16 protein-coding genes are annotated in these 24,579 nt (G+C 31.7%); 3 read left to right on the top strand and 13 right to left on the bottom strand.

All coding sequences use genetic code 11. The annotated features are described in order from the left end of the window. Positions 1 to 125 precede the first annotated feature (125 nt). The 6 genes from pepF to CLAU_RS21485 form a co-directional block, all read right to left on the bottom strand. A complete protein-coding gene (gene pepF, locus CLAU_RS19730) occupies positions 126 to 1,913 on the bottom strand; it encodes an oligoendopeptidase F (RefSeq protein WP_013238559.1) in 1,788 nt (595 codons plus the stop codon). A 417-nt stretch (positions 1,914 to 2,330) separates the two neighbouring features. Beyond that, the gene (locus CLAU_RS19725; protein ID WP_023163534.1) at positions 2,331 to 2,915 is read right to left on the bottom strand and encodes an ECF transporter S component; all 585 of its coding nucleotides are present in this window, start codon (positions 2,913 to 2,915) and stop codon (positions 2,331 to 2,333) included. A 153-nt stretch (positions 2,916 to 3,068) separates the two neighbouring features. Continuing rightward, positions 3,069 to 4,676, bottom strand: a complete 1,608-nt coding sequence (ggt, locus tag CLAU_RS19720) for a gamma-glutamyltransferase (RefSeq protein WP_013238557.1) — start codon at positions 4,674 to 4,676, stop codon at positions 3,069 to 3,071. A 148-nt stretch (positions 4,677 to 4,824) separates the two neighbouring features. Further along, complete coding sequence (gene abc-f, locus CLAU_RS19715) at positions 4,825 to 6,444, bottom strand: ribosomal protection-like ABC-F family protein (protein WP_013238556.1); 1,620 nt, start codon at positions 6,442 to 6,444, stop codon at positions 4,825 to 4,827. Positions 6,445 to 6,707: 263 nt separating this feature from the next. Continuing rightward, positions 6,708 to 7,244, bottom strand: a complete 537-nt coding sequence (locus CLAU_RS19710) for a VanW family protein (RefSeq protein WP_275935562.1) — start codon at positions 7,242 to 7,244, stop codon at positions 6,708 to 6,710. Continuing rightward, positions 7,226 to 7,471, bottom strand: a complete 246-nt coding sequence (locus tag CLAU_RS21485; RefSeq protein ID WP_013238554.1) for an ATP-binding cassette domain-containing protein — start codon at positions 7,469 to 7,471, stop codon at positions 7,226 to 7,228. Before CLAU_RS21485 ends, CLAU_RS19710 begins: the two co-directional genes overlap by 19 nt. Positions 7,472 to 7,538: 67 nt before the next feature. On the opposite strand from CLAU_RS21485, the gene CLAU_RS19700 reads away from it, so the two are divergent. After that, entirely contained in the window at positions 7,539 to 8,612 is a 1,074-nt protein-coding gene (locus CLAU_RS19700) for a glycosyltransferase family 2 protein (protein WP_013238553.1), read from the top strand. A 136-nt stretch (positions 8,613 to 8,748) separates the two neighbouring features. On the opposite strand, the gene CLAU_RS21285 is transcribed toward CLAU_RS19700, so the two are convergent. Continuing rightward, positions 8,749 to 10,695, bottom strand: a complete 1,947-nt coding sequence (locus tag CLAU_RS21285; RefSeq protein WP_013238552.1) for a glycosyltransferase family 2 protein — start codon at positions 10,693 to 10,695, stop codon at positions 8,749 to 8,751. A 243-nt stretch (positions 10,696 to 10,938) separates the two neighbouring features. On the opposite strand from CLAU_RS21285, the gene CLAU_RS19690 reads away from it, so the two are divergent. After that, positions 10,939 to 12,468, top strand: a complete 1,530-nt coding sequence (locus CLAU_RS19690) for a class I SAM-dependent methyltransferase (protein ID WP_023163533.1) — start codon at positions 10,939 to 10,941, stop codon at positions 12,466 to 12,468. A 585-nt stretch (positions 12,469 to 13,053) separates the two neighbouring features. Here CLAU_RS19690 and CLAU_RS19685 read toward each other — a convergent pair. Next, entirely contained in the window at positions 13,054 to 13,578 is a 525-nt protein-coding gene (locus CLAU_RS19685; RefSeq protein WP_013238550.1) for a hypothetical protein, read from the bottom strand. 289 nt (positions 13,579 to 13,867) lie between these two features. Between CLAU_RS19685 and CLAU_RS19680 the strand changes: the two genes are divergently transcribed. Next, positions 13,868 to 16,270 carry a DNRLRE domain-containing protein gene (locus tag CLAU_RS19680; RefSeq protein WP_058893786.1) on the top strand — a complete coding sequence of 801 codons (2,403 nt, stop codon included), beginning with the start codon at positions 13,868 to 13,870 and terminating at the stop codon, positions 16,268 to 16,270. Between the two features lie 316 nt (positions 16,271 to 16,586). On the opposite strand, the gene CLAU_RS19675 is transcribed toward CLAU_RS19680, so the two are convergent. The 5 genes from CLAU_RS19675 to CLAU_RS19655 all read right to left on the bottom strand — a co-directional run bounded on the left by CLAU_RS19675 (position 16,587) and on the right by CLAU_RS19655 (position 24,568). Beyond that, positions 16,587 to 17,894 carry a VanW family protein gene (locus CLAU_RS19675; RefSeq protein WP_013238548.1) on the bottom strand — a complete coding sequence of 436 codons (1,308 nt, stop codon included), beginning with the start codon at positions 17,892 to 17,894 and terminating at the stop codon, positions 16,587 to 16,589. A gap of 110 nt (positions 17,895 to 18,004) precedes the next feature. After that, entirely contained in the window at positions 18,005 to 19,951 is a 1,947-nt protein-coding gene (locus CLAU_RS20175) for a M56 family metallopeptidase (protein ID WP_013238547.1), read from the bottom strand. Positions 19,952 to 19,963: 12 nt separating this feature from the next. Continuing rightward, positions 19,964 to 20,338: a BlaI/MecI/CopY family transcriptional regulator gene (locus CLAU_RS19665; protein ID WP_029169919.1), complete on the bottom strand. Its 375-nt coding sequence runs from the start codon at positions 20,336 to 20,338 to the stop codon at positions 19,964 to 19,966. Between the two features lie 148 nt (positions 20,339 to 20,486). After that, positions 20,487 to 22,346 (bottom strand): ABC transporter ATP-binding protein, encoded by a 1,860-nt coding sequence (locus CLAU_RS19660; RefSeq protein ID WP_013238545.1) that lies wholly within the window; start codon positions 22,344 to 22,346, stop codon positions 20,487 to 20,489. After that, on the bottom strand, positions 22,343 to 24,568 hold the full coding sequence (locus CLAU_RS19655; RefSeq protein ID WP_023163529.1) for an ABC transporter ATP-binding protein: 2,226 nt from the start codon (positions 24,566 to 24,568) through the stop codon (positions 22,343 to 22,345). Before CLAU_RS19655 ends, CLAU_RS19660 begins: the two co-directional genes overlap by 4 nt. Positions 24,569 to 24,579: the final 11 nt, after the last annotated feature.

Raw genomic sequence — 24,579 nt, 5'->3', positions numbered from 1 at the left:
CTCCTTAAAAAATAATCGTAGAATATAATAAATTTAGTTATGAAAATAGGTATATATAAATCACATCTAGGTATTTTCTCATTTATTTGTACTTTTTCTTGACATATCATCCGCCTCTTTTTACTTTACACAGTTTCTAACATATCTAATAATTCATCAAATCTCTTTATAGTATCCTCTAACGGCTTAGGTGAAGTCATATCCACTCCTGCTTTTTTCAATACATTTATTGGATAATCACTGGACCCACTTTTCAAAAATTCCTTATAAGATTCTACAGCTTTTTCTCCATTCTCTAGTATTGCATTGGCAAAAGAATGTGCTGCTGCATAGCCTGTAGCATACTGATATACATAAAAGTCCCAATAAAAATGAGGAATTCTCGACCACTCCATATCTATTTCTTCATCCACAACCATATTCTCTCCAAAATATTTTACATTTAATTCTCGCCAAATTTTACATAAATCTTCTCCTGTAAGTGGTGTTTCATTTTCTATTTTTTCATGAGTTACTTTTTCAAATTCGGCAAACATGACCTGTCTAAATACAGTAGTCCTAATTTGCTCTAATTCTTGGTTTATGAGATAAAGTTTTCTTTTTTTATCCGTCTCATTGTCAATTAAATAATGTATTAATAAGCTTTCATTAGTAGTTGAAGCCACTTCTGCACAAAAAAGAGAATAATCTGAATATATATAAGGTTGATCTTTTCTCGAATAATAAGAATGTATGGAATGACCCATTTCATGCGCTAAAGTAGAAACATCTGTAAGCTTATAGTTATAATTTAAAAGTACATAAGGCATAGTATCATAATCCCCTGTGGAATAAGCTCCTCCTCTTTTGCCTTTGTTTGGATATATATCTACCCATCCATTTTTTATTCCTTCATCAAATATATCTAAATACTCTTTTCCCAAAGGCTTTAATCCTTCTTTTACTATTTTTACTGCTTCATCAAATTCTATATGTTCTTCTACAGTATCTATTAGTGGAACATACAAATCGTACATATGCATTTCATGAAGTCCTAAAAGTTTCTTTTTAATGCTTACATATCTGTGCAGAGACTTTAAATTATTATTTACAGTATCAATCGTATTATTATAAACATCTAAAGAAATATCATTAGGTTTTAATGAACATTCCATTGAACTTTTATACTTTCTAGTTTTTGATATAAAAATAAAATTTTTAATATTTGAGGTAAGTGATGCAGCTAAAGTATTTTTATACTTTTTATAAGTGTTAAATAGTGATTTAAAGGCTTCTTTTCTAACAGATCTTTTTTTAGACCTTATAAAACCTGAATAATTTACATCAGTAAGTTCAACTCTTTTTCCCCTCTCATCCTTTATTTTTGGGAAAGTCATATCTGCATTAGATAACATACTGTACACTTTCTCTGGGGCATTTAAGCAATCTGATACTGAAGCTATAAGTTCCTCCTGTTCCACACTTAAAATATGAGGTTTCTTTTTCAAAATTCTTTCTAATAAAAACTTATACATATTTAATTCGGGAACAGCCTTCATAAATTTATCTATAGTTCCTTCTGGCAAACTCAATATTTCAGGAATAAAAAATGCTTCCATGCTTTTTATTTCAGCACTATATGCATATATTTTATCTCTTAAAACTTGAAAAGTAGGATTAGCAGTATCTTCATCATTTTTCATGTGTGCAAAAATAGCTAGTTTTCCTGCCAATCTTGAAACTTCTTCATCCAGTTTAAAATATTCTAAAAGCTTCTTGCCTTCAAATAATTTACCAGCGTATTCACTTAATTTTGGTGCCATGGATTTTAACTTTTCAAAATCCTTTTTCCAGCTTTCTATATCTTTATATATTTTCTCTACCTTCCATTTATCTTCTTTTAATATTTCATCTCTTCTTTTTGTCTGTACCATATAAAATTCTACTCCTTTTCTATAAAAATAATATTTAGGAATTTTCAAAATTAGTTTTCCTACATTTTACTTTAATTATAAAGATTTTCACTTCATATTGCTACACTATTGCTTTTACAATACTGTTGAATAAAATTATGAATTATACGATAAAATAATAATTATATTAGAGGAGTTAATGCCAAAGAAATTAATTTTTATATGCTTGTTAAAATCAAATAAAAATGCCCTCCTTTCCAGTAACAGATTTTTAATTTTTTAATCTGCCTGACTCAAGGAGAGCATGCCAATTTTGAATAATACGGTGTTCTTCAAAATTGTTCGTTTTTTAGTTCAGTCAATTTAATTCTATGAAAAATCCCCCTATATACCGATTAGTATAGAATACTCCCTCACTTACATCGTTAACTGTAAAATTTATTTTCTTAGATAACCTACTGCAATCACAACAGGAACAGTAATAGCAACTGCTGCGCCTGCTGAAATTAACCCATTTAATGCCAGGACTAAAAGACTTTTTACTGCAATACTATAACTTACATGAAGAGCCTTCATATAAGCATCTATATATATTATGTAAATAAGTCCTAAGACACCTAAGGTATTAGTGAAGGAGCCAATTACTGCACCTATAGCAATATTCATGCTTCTAGATCTTGTCCTAATTAATTTATATCCGTAATATGCAGTAATTCCAATCATCATCCTCGGAAGCACCGCTATAATCGGGTTCATAAATATAAACGAAACTGGTGAAGGAGTATTAATTGCTTGAAAAATACTAAAAACACCAAAAAAAAGCCCAATCATAGCACCAACTACAGGACCCTCGACTATCCCTCCAATAATTACTGGGATATGCATAATAGTTGTTTTAAAAGGTGGTATAGGAATAAATCCTAAGCCTGTTACACCAAGCACAATTGTAATTCCAAATAGAGCTCCAATTACAGTAATCTGTGCTGTAGAAAATTTTCTCTTTACTAATGTTATTTCTTTCATAATAGTAACCTCCATTCTTATTCCTTTATGGATATAAGTCGGAAGACTTCTATAAATTGATAAAGGATTAAACATAGATTAGAGTTTGGTTTCCTTATGAAATACCAACTCTTTAAAATTATAGCATATCTTATTAATATAATAAATATAATTTTACCATGAATATATAGTTCCATCAGTCCTCCAATCAGTTCCTCCTGATAAAACTCCATTTTCATCTCTCCAAATTATCTGACCTCTTCCAAAATCAGTCTCATCAATAGCATAACTTATTTTGTGCCCTTTATCGTACAAAGCTTTTGCCAAATACTGAGGGAAAGCATGCTCAATACTAATATTTTTTTCCTCATTCCACATCCACCTTGGAGCATCCAGTGCTGCTTGTGGATTTAAATTAAAATCAATACAGTTCATCAATACTTGTACATGGGCTTGAGGCTGCATAAAGGCTCCCATAATTCCAAAAGGTCCTACAGCTTTGCCATTTTTCATTAAAAATCCAGGAATTATTGTGTGATATGGCTTTTTTTCAGGTTCCAGTGCATTGGCATGATTTGGATCAAAGGAGAAATTTTTTCCTCTGTTATGCAGAGCAATACCTGTTCCAGGTATCACTAGTCCTGAACCAAAGTCCATATAATTACTCTGTATGTATGATACCATATTCCCATATCCATCAGCAGTAGCAAGATAAACAGTTCCACCTTTCGGATTTTTACTAAATTCAGGCTTAAAAGCAGTTTCTTTTATTCTCTTCCTTTTTTCATCAGCATAAGCATCAGACAGCAAGTCCTCTATTTTAATTGTCATTTTATTTCTATCTGTTACATACCTTAAAGTATCTTCAAAAGCCAATTTCACTGCTTCCATTTGCTTGTGATAAGTATCTACAGAATTTTTTTCATTGAATTCAAAACCCTTTAATATATTAAGAGCTATGAGTGCGGTGATACCCTGTCCATTTGGAGGAATCTCACACACATCATAACCTCTGTAATTAATACTTATAGGTTTTACCCATTCAGCATGGTATTTTTCTAAATCCTCTTTTCTTATATATCCACCAGTTTTCTTTGAAAAATCATCTATTTTTTCAGCCAGTTCTCCTCTATAAAATGCTTCACTTTTAGTCTCAGCTATAATTTTTAATGTTTTTGCATGATCCTTTAAGGTAAACATTTCCCCTATTCTTGGAGCCCTTCCCTCTGGTGCAAAAGTATCAAACCAGTATTTAAATTTTTCATCAGTTAAGTTTCTTTTGTATAACTCATAAGCTCTTCTCCAAAATTTTCCTACTGTTGGGGTTACAGGGAAACCTTCCTCTGCATACCTTACAGCAGGCTCTAACAGCTTTTCAAAAGGCAGTTTTCCAAATTTTTCCGAAAGTGATGCCCATGCTGCAGGAATCCCTGGAACATTAACAGGTTCCCATCCAAACTGTGGTATTTGATTATATCCTGCTTTTTTCAAAATCGGTATAGAAATTCCTTTTGGCGATGGTCCACTTGAATTTAATCCATGCAATTTACCATTAAACCATACTGTAGCAAAAGCATCACCACCAATTCCATTTGATGTTGGCTCACATACAGTCAAGCAGGCAGCTGTTGCAATAGCAGCATCTACTGCATTGCCACCCTTTTTTAGAATTTCAAATCCAGCTTCTGCTGCAAAAGGTTGAGATGTAGCCACCATTCCTCTTCTCCCATAGGCTGTGCTTCTTGCTGAGCTAAAAGGATTGTATAAGGCATTAAAATTCATAATATCCACCCTCTATAATACTAATATGAAATGAAAGTAACATATTACACATATTATTAAAGTCATAATACAGCAGTATAAAACTTATGTCAATATATTCCTCTATCCCTTATCCGATGACTACCTTCTCTAATACTCCCCATCAACCTTACATCTTATTTAATTGCTTCGCAATACATTGATATTCTTTATCCAATGCTTCTTTATCACAATCTTTTAAGGACATTCTAGAAACAATTTCAGTAAGCTTCATCTGCAAAATTGATTTTTCTATATATATATTTTCTTGATTTTTTGGTACGTTTTTACTTTTTTCAAATTGTTCCAAATTTCCTTCAAATTCCGTTATTTTTTCATTTTCAAGTATAAACAGTCTATCTGCTACAGAATTTATAAAAGCTCTATCATGAGATACAAAAAGTACAGTTCCTTCATAAACTTTTAGGAAATCTTCCAGTGCCACAATAGACTGCATATCAAGATAGTTTGTAGGCTCATCAAGAAGCAATACATTAGCCTTTGATGCAAAAAGCTTTGCAAAAGAAACCTTTATTTTCTCTCCGCCGCTTAAAACTCCAACTTTTTTACTCACTGCATCACCAAAAATCAATAATCTTGCCAAAATTGTTCGAACACAGCTTTCACTTTGAATGCTACTAACCATAACATTTTGGAGTACAGTTTTATCAAAATCAAGATCTTCAAAGTTCTGATGAAAATATCCAATAACCGCTTTTGGAACAGTATAAATTTGCTCATCCTGCATATTTATAAGATTTAATAGTGTAGTTTTTCCAGAGCCATTATCTCCTACAACTGCTGTCTTCATTCCATTGTAAACCTTAAATTTAGCATTACGAAAAATCTCATTTTTATTATATTTAAAACAAAAATTAGAACTAACCATAATAATTTTATTTTGTGGAGGATTGGTCAAAGAAAAATCAATTTTTACTTTTAAAATTTTATCGGGTTTTTCCTTAACTTGCAGCTTTTCAATACGTGACTTTATGCCCTTTACTGCACTATCCAATTTTTTCTTTCTTTCATTGACTGCACGTTTGTGAAGTCTTGCTTCAGAATTCCCCATTCTCTTTGGAGTTTTTTTCATGGATTTTGATTTACTCTGTACATCTCTTGTTGTTTTTTCAAGCCTTACTTTCTCCTCTATATATTCTTCATATTCCATCTTCTGTTTTTTTATTTTTAAATCTTTTTGCTTTTTGTAAAAAGAATAGTTTCCTTCGTAAAAGAAAAGTTTGCCATTTCTTATTTCAATAATTTTATTACATAGGGTATCCATAAAATCTCTATCATGGCTTATTAACACAATAGTTTCTACCTTACTGAACTTTTCTTTCAGTACTTTAATGCTTTTATAATCTAAATTGGATGTAGGTTCATCTGCTAAAAGCAAGGAACTGTTTTTACTTAACTCAGCTGCAATACTAAGCTTAGCTCGTTCACCTCCACTTGCCTTCTGACAATCAATCTTATCATTGACTCCAAATTCTTTAAAAAGCTTACCTTGCGTATTCACATTTTCATCTGAAAATTGTTTTATATACGCTGTAGAACAATACCTTCTAATAACACCTGTATCTGCATCTGTCTCTCCTGATAAGATATTCAAAAGTGTAGTTTTACCTGCACCGTTTTCTCCTACAATACCAATTTTATCTCCTCTTCGTATTTTTAAATCATTAGTAGATATGATTAATCTATCTCCATAATATTTTTTCAAATTCACAGCTTCTAAAATAAGCATAAAAAAAATCTCTCCTTTGCAAACGCTGGAAAGATAAATGAATCCATAAGTATATAGCTATGCCAAAAAAGCATAAACGTCTATAGTAATTATTATTTCATTTAAACTAACCCAGCAAAAATAAAGACATAAAAAGCCTTAAAAATAAATCTCAATTGATTTTAAAAAACGCTGAATTAGTTAATCTTCATTAATTACATACCTTGCCCTTTCTATAATATATCTTATATATTACTATATTTAGAATAATATATCAACCTGTCTCATTTCACATAACAATCACTGTTTATCTCATCTCTTGAAACCTCTTTTCCATCTTCATAAGTAACTTTATAAGCTTTTGCCTCACATACCGCCTTGCCAGATCTATTTACTGTTTTCACACTATTTACAAGCTTATAGGTCTTTTTAGTCAACTTAGAATTTGAATAAATATTAAATGTAAGTTTCTTATCATCAGTTGTACATTCTATATATATGGGATACCCCAGTGTATTTTTAAATTTATAATCTATGTTTCCATAATCCACAGTAGCATCCATTCCAATACCTACATAACTCACGGTCATATTGTGGTGATCTCTTTCTGTAGGCACTATACCTGCTCCTACTACAGCATTATGAGGGGTACTTGATACCTGACACACTCCTCCTCCTAATCCAGATTCCACTTTATCACCTACAATAACATGTACAGCTTCATATCCTCTTTCTGAAGTTCTCTCTCCTACTACTTTGTTAAAGCTAAAGGTTTCATTTGGCATAACAACATATCTATTAACTAAAAAATGTACCCAAATTCTTTAAAAAGCTTACCTTGCGTATTCACATTTTCATCTGAAAATTGTTTTATATACGCTGTAGAACAATACCTTCTAATAACACCTGTATCTGCATCTGTCTCTCCTGATAAGATATTCAAAAGTGTAGTTTTACCTGCACCGTTTTCTCCTACAATGCCAATTTTATCTCCTCTTCGTATTTTTAAATCAGCACCACCCGTAAAACGGGTGCTGATTAATGACATAAAGCTTGTATCATCTTTTTTTTGTTTTCATATTATATAGCGTACTAAATTTTGAGGAAGTGATTATATGATAACTGTAAGTTTATGTATGATAGTAAAAAATGAGGAAGATACTATAGGAAGATGTCTGGATTCTGTAAAAGAGGTAGTAGATGAATTCGTAATAGTAGATACAGGATCTTCTGATAATACTAAAAATATGATAAAAAAATATACTAATAATATTTATGATTTTAAATGGATTGATGATTTTTCAGCTGCAAGAAATTTTGCATTTAGTAAAGCAACTAAAGATTATATTTTCTGGTTAGATGCCGATGATATACTACTTCCTGAAGATATAAAAAAGTTTAAATTCTTAAAGAAAAATTTAGATACCTCCATAGACTCTGTAACAATGAAATACAATATAGGCTTTGATGAATATGGGAATATAACTACAAGCTATCGACGTAATAGATTAGTCAAAAGGGAAAAAAATTTTAAATGGATTGGATTTGTCCATGAATATTTAGAAGTGTATGGAAATATAATTAATAGCGAAATTAGCATAACTCATAAGAAAATAAACTATTCTCCTAACCGTAATCTTGAGATTTTTCGAAATAAATTAAAAGAAGGTGTAGAGTTTACTCCTAGAGATATATTATACTATGGAAATGAATTATACGAACATGAAATATTTGAAGAAGCTTTAAAATATTATAATAGTTTTTTAGATTCAAAAAAAGGATGGTATGAGGATAACATTTATGTTTGTGGAAATATATGTGATTATTATCAATCAATTAATAATGGTGAGGAAGCTCGTAAATATGCATTTAAAAGCTTTGAATATGATGCTCCAAGAGCCGAAATATGTTGTAGACTTGGATTTTCATTTTTACAAGAAAACAAGATTAATCAAGCAATATTTTGGTATGAAACAGCTGCAAACCTAAAAAAACCAAAAGATAGTTTAGGGTTTTTTAATGATGCCTGTTGGACATGGATTCCGCATTTACAATTATGTGTTTGCTATGACAGAATAGGTAATCATAAATTGGCTTATGATCACAATGAAATGGCTAGTAAATTTATACCTAATAATAAAAAAATACTTTATAATAGAAAGTATTTTAAAAGTATAGGATTAAAATGATAATTTACTTTTTTCTCTAAATTGGTATATTTAAAAAATAAACCACGGTGAAAAAAGTCTGTAAGTATAGTTTTCTATGATAAATCAAAATACCATAGAAAACTGCTTTATTATTGTATAAACAAAACTATAGAAGCTATTCCCACTTTATTAATCTTGGATTTTCATCTAGGATAGATTTATATTGTTCTAAAATTCCATACTTGCCTTCAGGATCTGCTTTTAGATATCTAATATATTTAGATTGCCTTAATTCTTTGGTTGACCAACCCAAATGCTTTAATTTTACATAACATATACATCCAGGCAAGCTAAATATATTTTCAGGAATCCTTCCACAATGAAGAGGTTTTTCCTGCCAATTATAATTAAAATTAGGCTGATATCTTATTAAAAACGGTCTATAATACTTATGTGATTTCCAATAAAAATCTTCTCTATAATGATTCTCATCCCACATATCGTATAGCCTAAAAGCATAATAATCAAAATTTGGTTGATTAATTAATTCTCTAATAACTTTACATATTCTATCTTCAAAAATTTCATCAGCATCTAAAAATAATATCCAGTCTGGATTTGTACTTGCTGTTATTTCCCACAATTGTTTTCTTAAAATGACTTCATTATTAAATCCATGTTTTTTATTTTGCACCAACGTTAGAGCCATATTTTCAAATACTTTTTTACATATTTCAACCGAATTGTCTTCACTAGCATCATCTAAAATTACAACATTATCTACATATTTAGCTGCATGTGTTAAAACTCTTTCTAAAAATTTTCCACTTTCATTTCTTATAAGCATGGCAAGTGTTATCTTATTTTTTTTATCTTTATTTATTCTTATCCGTTCCTCTAATAAATCTAAAATATTGTATCCAAAGAGAGGTTTGTTATCGTTATTTGTAAAATTTATATTTTCTATTAGCATAGTTTGATTATTTAATTGTAAATTGCAAATAAAAATTTTTGTAGAATCTTCTGTGATACTTTTATTTTCTAATTGAAATTTACATATTATATTTATTTTGTTTTCGTTAATATTGATTTTATCAGTATTAATATCGAGTATATTTATATTACAAATAAGCTTTTTCTCTAATATATACTTTATAATATTATTTTTGTCCTTATTAAATTTATCTGCATAGGCAGAACATAAATATTTATTTACATCAAATTTATTAATATTGTTATAATCATATGAATAAAAATTTTTTAAAAAATTTCTTGTAAAATTATCTATATACAAAGATTTGTTAATATCACATATACATTTATTTTTAAATTCTTCGATTTTTTCTAAATTATCTTTTCTATATATATGATAGGCTGGATAAGTGGTGTCAACATATAATTTTAGACCTAAAGCTGCTGCTCTTATGCAAAAATGTCTATCTTCTCCCCAAAATGATAAATTATAGATTTTGTTAAAGTTAACTCCCTTCTCAATAGCTTCTTTGCTTATCAAAGTACAGGCGCCTAAACCACCTACTTCGTATACACCTGGCTTTTTTAGTTTTTCTATAAAGTCTGTATATTTTTTATTAAATTCATCTTGAGATAATATTTCATTTCGTTCTTTATTAACAAAAGAGTATTCGTCACACACCCAAACTTGTGGTAATTCACCGGAATCTTTTTGCCACCTAGTCCAAAATATTTCAGATATTATATCTTTATTACTATTGATTAAACTTAATAATGTTTTGGGATGCACCATTATATCTGAATCTATTAAAAATAAATAATCATAATGATTTTTTTTAGTATAATCTATAATTCTATTTTTATATTCTGCAATTTTCCAAATTAAATTTTCTTTCCAATAGTGCATATTGTCAGTACGAATATAATTGTCTATTTTATCTCCTTTTTCAATTATAACTTTGTCATTTGATTCCAAAGAGAAATTTTTTAGCAAATTACTTGAATTAACATCATCATTATCATCTATAAAAAAGTAGTTTATTGAAAGGTTTTTCTTTACTATATTTTTTAAAAAGCTTATAAAATTAACTAATATATCACATGATTGTCTTATAGGACTTCCAATTAGAATCTGTCTATTTTTATCCATTAAATTTCCTCCTATATAATTTCACTATAAATTTATAGGGTCATTACTTACTAAATTATTTTCATTTATATATTATTCATAAACTTCAATTTTGCCTATAAATAAAAGTCGATATGATTCAATACTATAGATTTATTGATAAATAATTTATGATTAAAAGTTAATTGTATATAAAACTTAACTAAAATTATTACAACTTCATATAATGTAGTTAGAATTTATATAGATAAGGGGTCGATTGTAATGAATATTTATATGCTACCGTTTTTAATAAATAAAGAAAATTATGGTGAAGAAATAACTATGGCATCCCAATGTTTGAAAAGTTTATCCTATTCTAAAGATGTTAATATGTTGATTTTTAATCAGGGATGCTTGTCCAATAAAGAGCTGGAAGAAATTTTGAAGAAATTCAATTTTAACTATAAAATAATTGGTATTGGTGAAAATGTAGGAATTACATTATCCAGATATATAGGACTTAGATATATTATAGAAAATTATTCTAATATTAATTATGTTATAGAAGCTCATATTGATATGATTTTTCCTCCTAATTGGCAAGAACCATTAATACAATATTTGAATTCATCTGAAGAACCAATGATATCTCCTGCAATAATAACTAATTTTTCAGATAGCGCTTTTCCAAATAAAAATACTACTCTAGAAGATAAAATTAAATATTTGTCTACAATGGGAGAAAATAAAATTACTAATGGATTTGTGCATCCTGTTATTCATAAATTAAGCGTATTAAAAGAAATATGTCCATATGACGTTGGTTTTTTAACAGGTACCCAAGGTTATGAAGATGATAGTATTTTATTAGGATATAATTATTATATGGGTACCAATAAAAAATGGGCGCCTAAAATTTGTCATAAATCCTATGTTTACCACAAGACATTATTTCAAAGATTTAAACTCCAAAATGTATCCGAATCCTTTAATAAAAATTATTTAGGATTAAAATCACAGTATGGAGCATATGGATTAAAAGAATTAAGTAGAATTTATCCAAACAATGATTTTTTCATAGATGAATATCGTAAATCTATAATAAATCCAGATATATATAAGAAGTATAATATGTATATTGAAAAAAACAGCTCTAAAACAAAAATTCCTATAGACAAAAAATCTTCAAGATTTATAGTTACTACAGATGAGAAAAAGACAAAATGCTTATTAAAAATTCCTAGTGACTGGTGGAGCAGATGTTATGAATATGCCTGGGCATCAAACTTTTTAGAAAAAAATGATACCTGTTTAGATGCAGCTTGTGGTGCTCCTCACCCTTTCAAATTTTATTTAGCCAGCATATGTAAAAATGTATATGCATGTGATATTGATACTGACATTTTAGATAAAAATAGAACTTTATCAAGGGTTAGTCAATATTTTGATGAAGAAGATGTTAAAGAGGCTTCAAAATATATAGATAAAATAAACTTTTCAAATAGCAGTTTGACAAGTCTTCCCTATGAGGATAATAAATTTGATAAAGTTTATTGTATTTCAGTACTTGAGCATCTTTCAAATGTAGATAAAGGAGAAGCTATTAAGGAGTTTTACAGAGTATTAAAAAAAGATGGCTTACTTGTATTAACTGTTGATTATCCAACTGCGGATTTAAATTTATTAGTTAACAATTTAAAAACTGCAGGATTTGAATTTGTAGATTCAGTTGATTATAAAATATATCCTAATGCTGTATATTCTAAATTATTAGGCGGCTTATATTGTTTCAGATTATTATTAAGAAAATAATGTAATAACTTTAATCGGGATGAAGATATAGCTAATATTATGATTTGGATACAGTAGAACTAGCAATTTACCCTATATATAAATGCAAATATCATGAATGTGCTGTAAACTTGTACTAATGGTGCATAAGGAATTCAAGGAGTTGTTGAACTTATTGGCAATAGCTCCATTATTCCATTTGCATCAGGAAATGAAAAAAACATCTTTTAAATCTCAATTGAGAAAGTTTATTTTAAATTTGCATATATTAGTATAGCGAATGCAATAGCTTTTTTCCGCATATTTTTAAAGAATGAATTCTATAGTCGTTAAGGATACGATTATTTATATGTTCTGAACAAGTTCTAGTTTTATAAATTTTTTTCCACTGTTTTGAGACGCGCGGTATTTTTGTAAATAATCGTAACTCCAATACAGGTTTAGTGTGGATTACCTTATCATATGGTAAAGGCGAACAATGTTTAGAGCAAGAGCAACTTTCAATTTTCACACAAGCTATAGGGCAAAGCCATTTAAGGCGCTAACGGCTTTTTCAAAATCATCATAAACCATTTCATGGTTACCTATGCATATGGAACACCCTTTCTATTTTTTATGACCATAGTAAGAAGAATAATAGTGAACACAGGTACCATCACCAGCAACTGTAAGATTTTTTTGTTGGATTAAGTTTAAGTTAAATGAGGGTTTAACAGCAACAAGAGAGAAAATTTTTTGAAGTAATTTTTTAGCTCTAAGAGAGAATGAATGATTATTTTCAAAAAAGTTGCATATTCTTTTTACAGAACCAAGCTTTTTATTAGGAAATTTGTTATTCTTGCCAGGAGTTTTTATTTTGGATGGCTTTTTCTTATAAGAGCGTACAAATTTGAGTTTATTTCTATCAGATGATAAATCAGATAGCCCCAATCTGGAAATAAAATCGTAATGGGCACCAATGGAAAGTATTTTATCGTTAGTGCAACTGGTACATACTGCAAGCAGTTCATCAGCATGAGAAGACCAATTTTTAAGTATAAGACATACATCTTCTACTATGTTTGAGAGAGTTCTTACAGGGGTTTCTTTCTTTTTGTTTTTTATCCGATAACTAACCACACTAATACTCAAACTTCTTCAAGTGGGGTAAAGAGTGGGTACGTCCCTGGATAACGATTTCTATAATTCTTTTTCATATAAACTATTCATTGTAGAAAGTTTCAAATTTGTTTATTTGTTTTTAGGCAATATAAGCATACCAAATTTGAGACTTTTTGCATATAATTTTTTAGGTAATAATTATAAATCTTATAAACTTAATGCTTTTTTGTATCCTATTTTAGTACAGAAACATATATTGTAATAGCATAATTATAAAACAGCATAATGACAAAAGAGAATAAGAGGAGGAGACGAATTTATGACATTTATACAAGTTAATCCTAGTGATGATGCATATATATCTATGCTGAATCCTAATACAAATTTTGGAACGTCAAGTCTTTTATTTACAGGGAGATTTGTTCAACCAAATGATATATTTAGAAGTTTATTAAAATTTGACTTATCTGCTATTCCTTTAGTAAGTAATGTATTACAAGCTTCGTTAGAATTATTTGTTTTCAGAAAAGATTTACCAGATGCAGTATTGTCACCACAAACTGTTAGTGTATTTACGAACGCAAGTGACTTTTCTGAAAATACGGTTACGTGGAATAATGCACCCGCAATAAATCCAACATCATACTTTGTAAATATAACAGATGCTGATGTTGGTAATTTTGTAAGCATTGATATAACTCAAATAGTAGCTGGGTGGGTTAATGGTTTAATCCCGAATAATGGAATTACTTTAACTGGAATAGAAAATGTTATTGATTCTATAATAGGCTATTTTTCAAAAGAGTGGGTTGTTTTAAATCAAATTCCATTCTTAAATATAGAATATACTGAAGTAGTTCCTACAGGAGCAACTGGAGTAACAGGCCCAACCGGTCCAACAGGTGAGACAGGCCCTACCGGAGTAACGGGACCAACTGGCGCAACGGGTCCAACTGGAGTAACAGGTGCAACAGGAGTAACCGGTCCAACTGGAGAGACTGGTCCAACCGGAGTAACGGGTCCAACCGGAGAGACTGGCCCAACTGGAGTAACGGGTCCAACTGGAGTAACCGGCCCAACTGGAGTAACCGGTCCAACCGGAGAGACTGGCCCAACTGGAGTAACAGGTGCAACCGGAGTAACGGGTCCAACTGGAGAGACTGGCCCAACCGGAGTAACGGGTCCAACCGGAGAGACTGGCCCAACTGGAGTAACCGGTCCAACTGGAGTAACCGGCCCAACTGGAGTAACCGGTCCAACTGGAGTAACCGGTGCAACCGGAGTAACGGGTCCAACTGGAGAGACTGGTCCAACTGGAGTAACGGGTCCAACCGGAGAGACTGGCCCAACTGGAGTAACGGGTCCAACTGGAGTAACGGGTCCAACTGGAGTAACCGGAGAAACTGGCCCAACTGGAGTAACAGGCCCAACCGGTCCAACAGGTGAGACAGGTCCAACCGGAGTAACGGGTCCAACTGGAGTAACCGGTCCAACTGGAGTAACTGGCGCAACCGGAGTAACGGGTCCAACCGGAGAGACTGGCGCAACTGGAGTAACCGGTCCAACCGGAGAGACTGGCGCAACTGGAGTAACCGGTCCAACTGGAGTAACCGGCCCAGCTGGAGTAACCGGTCCAACTGGAGTAACCGGTGCAACCGGAGTAACGGGTCCAACTGGAGAGACTGGTCCAACCGGAGTAACCGGTCCAACCGGAGAGACTGGCGCAACTGGAGTAACCGGTCCAACTGGAGTAACGGGTCCAACCGGAGAGACTGGCGCAACTGGAGTAACCGGTCCAACCGGAGAGACTGGCGCAACTGGAGTAACCGGTCCAACTGGAGTAACCGGCCCAACTGGAGTAACCGGTCCAACTGGAGTAACCGGTGCAACCGGAGTAACGGGTCCAACTGGAGAGACTGGTCCAACCGGAGTAACCGGTCCAACCGGAGAGACTGGCGCAACTGGAGTAACCGGTCCAACTGGAGTAACGGGTCCAACCGGAGAGACTGGCGCAACTGGAGTAACGGGTCCAACTGGAGTAACCGGTCCAACTGGAGTAACAGGTGCAACCGGAGTAACCGGTCCAACTGGAGAGACTGGCGCAACTGGAGTAACGGGTCCAACTGGAGTAACCGGTCCAACCGGAGAGACTGGCGCAACTGGAGTAACCGGTCCAACTGGAGTAACCGGCCCAACTGGAGTAACAGGTGCAACCGGACCAACTGGAGTAACGGGTCCAACTGGAGAGACTGGTCCAACTGGCCCAACTGGACCAACTGGAGTAACAGGTGCAACTGGAGTAACGGGACCAACAGGCCCAACCGGAGCAACTATATTGTCTTCTTTAGAAAATAGTGCAGCTAACGCAGTCACTGCTGCCCCAACCGTACTTCTTTCTCAGACAATATCTACGACTGGACAGGAATTAAAATTGGATTCTATGGTAGAATTGAATATAATAGTAACTACAATGGGTGCTTTTTATAATTATTCAATTTTATATGAATTACGTGAGGATGGAGCTACTATCGCTTCAGAAATAATTAGTAATGCAGGTGTTGGTAATTCAAATTTAGAATCACACACAGAAATTCCTAATTTGACATGGACTCAAACTCCTACAGCAGGTTCCCACACTTATGATATTCGGCTTACACTTACTAGTGCTACTAATATCACAAGTGTTACTGCAAATACTAAAGCTTTGAATATTATAGGATAGAGTAAAATATAATTAATACTGGCTATTTTTTTAAATGGCCAGTATTCTAGATACAAAAAAATCTCTCCTTTGCAAACGCCGGAAAGATAAATGAATCCATAAGTATATAGCTATGCCAAAAAAGCATAAACGTCTATAGTAATTATTATTTCATTTAAACTAACCCAGCAAAAATAAAGACATAAAAAGCCTTAAAAATAAATCTCAATTGATTTTAAAAAACGCTGAATTAGTTAATCTTCATTAATTACATACCTTGCCCTTTCTATAATATATCTTATATATTACTATATTTAGAATAATATATCAACCTGTCTCATTTCACATAACAATCACTGTTTATCTCATCTCTTGAAACCTCTTTTCCATCTTCATAAGTAACTTTATAAGCTTTTGCCTCACATACCGCCTTGCCAGATCTATTTACTGTTTTCACACTATTTACAAGCTTATAGGTCTTTTTAGTCAACTTAGAATTTGAATAAATATTAAATGTAAGTTTCTTATCATCAGTTGTACATTCTATATATATAGGATATCCCAGTGTATTTTTAAATTTATAATCTATGTTTCCATAATCCACAGTAGCATCCATTCCAATACCTACATAACTCACAGGCATATTGTGGTGATCTCTTTCTGTAGGCACTATGCCTGCTCCTACTACAGCATTATGAAGAGTACTCGATACCTGACATACTCCTCCTCCTAATCCAGATTCTACTTTATCGCCCACAATAACATGTGCAGATTCATATCCTCTTTCTGAAGTTCTCTCTCCTACTACTTTGTTAAAGCTAAAGGTTTCATTTGGCATAACAACAGTTCCATTCAGTGCTTTAGAAGCTACCTGTATGTTATTAGCTCTGTTTGCTGTAGAAGAAGAAAAATCCGTAGCAAAACTGGATATTTTCGTATCTATTTTCTGCAAATCTACTTTTTTTATAGCAGGCTCAACTTTTTTTATTTTAACATCAACTATAATATCCTTAATATCCCTATTTCCTATTTCCCTATCAATATCCCTAAGAAGCTTGTCCTTATTAACTTCATATCCTACTTTTTCTTTAGTAATTTGAAATTTATCGTTTTTATCTTTAGTCATACTTGCATTTACTGGTTTTTTATCACATTCACCTTGAATTTTTGATATAGTTTTTTGAATTTCTTTTTTATCATAACTGTATTCTAGAGAAAAATTTTTTTCTTTGCCACTGCTTATGATCTTATATTTGTAAGACATATCTCCACTTTTACCATAGTCAAAAGCATTTTTTATTGTATCTTCTAGGTTATAACTTATATTTAACTTTGAATAATTTATTGTATACATCTTATTGTCAATTTTAATCACTATATTCTTCTTTAATATCTCATTTATGTACTTATTCCTTAAAGTACTTACCGCTTCTTCTTGTGTTTTTCCGCTTAATTTTATACCTTCAACTTTAACTCCTGGATATATGAGCTTATTATATCTATTAACTAAAAAATGTACCCAAATTACATGTAAAGCATATATAAATAAAACTAATATACAAATAGACCTTACTGCTTTCTTTTTATTAATTTTTAATTTTTGTTTTTTTATTAATCTTTCTTCTCTGTCTATACTTTCTACCATTTACTACTATGAATCCTCCTAAAGCTCAAACTTACTTTTAATAAAAGTTAATATATACTCGAAAATGTACCCTCTTATTCCCGAATATATATTAACTTTTCACTTAGTATCTATTTAGAAGCTTTTTCTTTAAGCTTGTTAAATTCTTCTTGGGACGGATAACCTGTATTTAAATTCAAACCTTCTTCTATGGATTTTAGTGCTGATTTTTTATCTCCTGCTTTTATTTGTGAATCTGCTAGATCATACCAGTAAAATCCTACCTTTGGCATTTCTTTTACTTTCTGCTCATAATAAGGAACCACTGTCTGCTTAAAGTAATTAGGATAGAGTTCTTCTGCTGATTTAAAAGCTTTTCCATTCCACTTTAATACATCAACCATATAGGCATTGCCAGTATCATGGTTCCATGTAGCTATTGCCTTCATATTTTTTCCTGGGATATCTACTATGTCTAGTTTAGAATAATATATATCTTCATTTGATATTTTACCTAATGCCTTATTATTCCACTTATAAACGGAAAGTTGTCCTGTAGTTCCACCAATTCTTCTGCCCAGAAGCACTTCATCTTCTCCATCACCATCTATATCTGCTGTCTGTACAAAATCTATTTTAAAACCTTCTACAGGTTCATCCAAAACTTTAGTCCAATTTCCCCCTACTTTTTTTAAGGCCATTACATTTATTTTTTCATTTTCTTCATTTAACTTATATGAAGTAATAATTTCATTCGTGCCATCCCCATCCAGATCCTTTAAAAAAACATTATCCTCTTCTTTGGTATTACCCCAAGTTACAATTTGTGCATTTTTAGGCAAAAAACTTTTTACTATATTTACATAATTTGTTTTACTTTGATCTGTTTCTAATGATCCACTTTTAGTTTCTTTTTTATTACTGGATGTCGTAGTTTGTGAACTTCCAGTTGAAACTTCCTTAGCTATATTGGGATAATTTATTTTACTCTCTTTTGGTTTTAATACTTCATCATTAGTTTTTAGTCCCATAGCTTGGGCAGGTATATTAGTTATACCAATCATGCACACAGCAGCTAAAATTGAAACAGGTACTCCTATCCATTTAAACGGATGTTTCTTAAAATTTTTTATCATAATTACCCTCCTCTTTATATTTGACCCTCTTTTAATTATTCCACTAGTTCCAGGAATCCACTTAATACCTGAAATAAATTGGGCAAGTTTTATAATAGTTTCACCGTATTTGTTTTGCTCTTCTTCCTCTAAATAGGACAATACATGAGCATCACAGGCTAATTCGGAATCTTCTCTCATCTTGCTAAAAGCAAACCATATTACAGGATTAAACCAATTAATTGTTTCTAAAAGCAATATTATCCAGTTTACAAAAATATCTTTTCTCTTAAAATGAGAAAGTTCATGCAAAAAGATACACTTTTTTTCCTCAAGAGAAAGTTTCTGCACTAAATCCGAATCAATTAAAATCTTAGGATTAATAACTCCAAAAAGTGAAGGAGTCTTTACATATTTATCATAAATAATAGGTATAGATCTAGAAATATTCATAATAGCTTTGGATTTTTTTAAAATTGTAATTGTATCTGTATCTTCGCAATGAGACTGCTTTCTTACCTTTAAAAAGAATATTCCATTCATAGATAATATAATAGATAAAATTAGGATAACACCTAATGCCCATATTACACTTGCTACGTTAAAATAGTAATTAAAATCCTTAACTTTTGTTTCTTTGAAGTCATTGTTTTTTTCTAAACCAGCTTTTGGAATTTGGCTGTCACTCTTAATATTATTTTCTTCATAGTTAGTATTTCTAACTATACTTTGAGATGTCTGAATTCTCTGAGTGGCATTTGCAAATACATTAAACTTACTTAGCGGGGTATCGAATTCAGTAGGTATAATCAACCTAATGATAAGCAAAAACCATATAAAATATTGCCAAGAGGCATTAAGTTTATTTTTTAATAAATTTTTTAATACAAGAATTATAATTGTAACTATACTACCTACAACTGACGATAACACAACCATTTTAAATATATAAGAAAGCTGCATAAAAATTGCCCCCTACTTCTTTTTTTCATCTAATATTTGTTTTAATTCTTCTATTTCCTTCTTCGATAATTTTTCATCTTTTATAAAATTGGAAATCAACAAATTGATTGAGCCGTCATAAACCTTTTTAATAAAAGATTTTGTCTCCACTTTTTTACATTCTTTCTCGGATATATTAGGGGAATATAAATAAAAAGGTTCATCTTTTTTTACATTGATAGCATCTTTAGTTACCAGTCTGCTAATAAGAGTATGAATAGTTTTGGGATTCCAAGAACTATGCTCCTTTAAAATCTCAATAATTTCGCTGGAAGTAAGGGGCGATTTTTTCCATAAAACTTTCATCACTTCCCATTCTGAATCCGATATTTTAGGTATTTTGTTCAATTTTTTCACCTCCTTCTGTACTACATTTGTAGTCTTTAATATCATACTACATTTGTAGTCTCTATTTGTCAAGCAAATTTTATACTTTCATAAAAAAATATAGGATAAATAGTATTTAACTATCTATCCTATAACAAACTTACTCTGTTTATTCAGCAGCCAGAGAATCTTCAAACTGACTATTATAAAGGTTAGCGTAAAATCCTTTCTTTTTCAAAAGTTCTTCATGATTTCCCTGTTCTACAATATCACCATTATTCATTACAAGAATTAAATCTGCATCACGCACTGTAGACAACCTGTGTGCAATAATGAAACTAGTACGATCTCTCATAAGATTATCCATTGCCTTTTTTATTCTAACTTCTGTACGAGTATCTACAGAACTGGTTGCCTCATCCAAAATAAGAACTTTAGGATCTGCAAGTATAGCCCTTGCAATTGTTAAAAGCTGCTTTTGTCCTTGAGATACATTGGAGGCTTCTTCATTTAAAATCATATCGTATCCACCTGGCAAGGTTCTCACAAAGCTATCCACATGAGCTGCCTTTGCTGCAATTTTGACCTCTTCATCAGAAGCATTAAGTCTCCCATACCTTATATTTTCCATTATACTTCCATTATAAAGCCACGTATCTTGGAGCACCATACCAAATATAGATCTCAAGTCATTTCGCCTAAAATCTCTTATATCATGTCCGTCTACTAAAATAGATCCACTATTTATATCATAAAATCTCATTAAAAGTTTCACCATAGTAGTTTTTCCTGCACCTGTTGGTCCTACAATTGCAACTTTTTCACCTGGCTTTATTTTAGCTGAAAAATCATTTATAACAACTTTATCAGGATTATATCCAAAACGAACATTTTTAAATTCTACATATCCTTCAACCTTTTCAAGTTTTACAGGATTGCAAGTCTCAGGTACTGCTTCTTCCTCTTCTAAAAATTCAAATACACGCTCTGCTGAAGCAGCAGTCTGCTGAAGTATGTTTGATATATTTGCTATTTGAGTAATTGGTTGGGTAAAGAATCTTACGTACTGTATGAAAGCTTGAATATCTCCAACTTCAATAGTCTTTTTTATGGCAAGCCATCCTCCAAGCACGCATACACCTACATAACCAAGATTGCTGACAAAATTCATGATTGGCATTATCATGCCTGATAAAAACTGTGATTTCCATGCAGATTTATACAGTGTATTATTTAGTCCATCAAACTTTTCAATGCTATCTTCTTCACCATTAAAAGCTCTCATAACTATATGACCACCATACATTTCCTCTACGTGCCCATTTACGTGTCCCAAGTAGTCCTGCTGCTCTTTAAAATATTTCTGGGATTGTTTGATTATGAACATCATAATTCCCATAGATAGTGGAATTATGCAAAGTGCTACTAAAGTCATAGTAAAGCTTATGCTCAGCATCATCACAAGTACCCCTACTACAGTAGTAATGGAAGTAATTATCTGAGTCAAACTCTGATTTAGAGTCTGACTTACCGTATCCACATCATTGGTAACACGAGATAGTACCTCCCCTTGATTTGTTCCATCAAAATATTTAAGAGGTAATTTGTTTATTTTTTTTGAAATTTCCTTTCGCATCTTGTAGCTTACTTTCATGGAAACCCCAGACATAAGCCATCCTTGAATATAACTAAAAAGTGTACTTAATGCATATAATCCTGCAAGTATTATTAATATCCTAGCTATATAATCAAAGTCTATTCCAGAGCCTGATCCTGAAATTTTACCCATAATTCCCTCAAAGAGCTTAGTTGTAGCCTTGCCCAATATCTTAGGTCCTACTATGGAAAACACAGAACTTGCAGCTGCAAATATAAATACTATAATAACAGCTAATTTATATTCATTCATATATGACATGAGTTTTTTCATAGTACCTTTAAAGTTATTTGCCTTTTCACCACCATGTATCATACCACCAGGTCCATGCTGATGTACTTTTTGTCTTTTTATTTTATATTTATCACTCATGCCAATTCCTCCTTTGAAAGCTGTGAAAGAGCAATCTCCCTATAAGTTTCACAATTTTTCATAAGCTCCTCATGAGTACCTATTCCTACTACATTACCATCATCAAGAACTATTATTTGATCTGCATCCATAATTGTAGAAATACGCTGTGCCACAATAAGGAATGTACTTGAAGTAGTCTCTTTTCTAAGTGCCTTTCTAAGAGCAGCATCCGTTTTAAAATCAAGAGCAGAAAAACTATCATCAAATACATAAATTTCAGGTTTCTTTACAAGGGCACGGGCAATAGAAAGTCTCTGTTTCTGACCTCCAGATACATTTGAGCCTCCCTCAGAAATTTCACTTTTAATTCCCTTAGTTTTTTCATTTATAAATCCTTCGGACTGAGAAACTTCTATAGCATGATTTATACCATCATAACCTACTTTTTTATCTCCATATTTAAGGTTGGATTCAATTGTGCCACTAAATAAGTACCCTTTCTGTGGTACATATCCAATTTTATCCCGAAGTTCATGTTGAGTTATTTTCTTTACATTCACTCCATCTACAAGCACTTCACCACTTGTTGCATCATAAAAACGCATAATCAAATTTACAAGAGTTGTCTTTCCAGAACCTGTAGAACCTATAAATGCCGTTGTTTTTCCAAGAAGGGCTTTAAAACTTACATTTTTTAAGGCATCTTCACCTGCTCCAGGATATCTGAAAGATACATTATTAAATTCAACAAGTCCCTGTATATTGTCTTGAAAATGTGCCCTATCTTCTGGATCTACGATTGAAATATCTGTTTCTAAAACTTCTTCAATACGCCCTGCAGAAACCGATGCTCTTGGTATTAAAATAAACATCATAGCAAGCATTAAAAATGCCATAATTATCTGCATTGCATATTGCATAAATGCCATCATGTCTCCTACCTGCATATTTGAATTTGCAACTTCATGGGAACCAACCCATATTATGAGCAGTGTAATTCCATTCATTACAAACATCATTACAGGCATCATGGACACCATCACACGATTTACAAACAAATTTGTCTTTGTCACATCTTTATTTGCCTTGTCAAAACGCTCTTCTTCAAATTTTTGTGTATTAAAAGCCCTTATTACCATCATTCCAGAAAGATTTTCACGAGTTACAAGGTTTAGTTTATCTATTAGCTTTTGTATAATTTTAAACTTTGGAAAAGCTACTGCAAATACTACAAGTATCAACCCTAAAAGCACTATAACTGCAAGTGCAATAATCCATGACATGGATTTACTTTTTCCCATAGCTCTTATTACACCACCAATTCCCATAATTGGTGCATAAAATACCATTCTTATCATAATAACCATGAGCATTTGTATTTGCGTAATGTCATTTGTACTCCTTGTTATAAGAGATGCAGTTGAAAATTTATCAAATTCCGCATTTGAAAAGTTCTCAACCTTTTCAAATACATTTTTACGTAAATTTCTGGCAAGTCCTGCTGCAGTTCTTGCTGCTAAAAATCCAACTGCAACGGTACACACACCTCCAAGAAGTGATATAAAAAGCATAGTTACTCCAACATTTATTATATATTTGCTTTGGATTTTATCCGTATTCATTCCAAGTGCCTTGTATTCTGCTTTAATTTTAGAGGCAGTCAATTGGATAACCATATTATCATCCAAACTAGATGCTTTCTTGTTTATGTCTTCAATTATTCTTAAACGCTGCTTATCTGGCATTTTAGAAATCATATCAAATAAATCTGCACTAGCCGGTATTTTCATGCCATTAAATGAAATTATCCCATTTTTCGCACTGGACTTAATCTGTTCAACACCTGAAGCATCTATTATGGATCTTCCCATTATAGAACTTAATTTGTTCATTTTATTTTTATCAACATCCTTAAGTACAAAAATAGGTTCATTTTTGAGATTTGGATACTTCTTTAAATACCTAGTATAGTCTGCATTTGATTTATCAACAGGAACATAACTTTTAGAAACTTCCTCTAAATCGCTTTTATTCATAAATATTTTTATCTTTTTCATTTGACTTTCTCTTATTGCCTGAGGTACAGAACTTACAATACCACCTTGCTGTATACCTTTATTCACAATATTAGATGTATAATCTGGAAGTGCAAGATCACACATAGCCTGTACGAACAAAAGCATTACAGCTGCAACAATCAATCCTACAAAAGGTTTTAAATACTTCATTAATTTAATCATATTATTGTATA

The sequence above is a fragment of the Clostridium autoethanogenum DSM 10061 genome (assembly GCF_001484725.1).
Lineage (GTDB): Bacteria > Bacillota > Clostridia > Clostridiales > Clostridiaceae > Clostridium_B > Clostridium_B ljungdahlii.
This window is presented reverse-complemented; position numbering and strand designations above follow the sequence as displayed.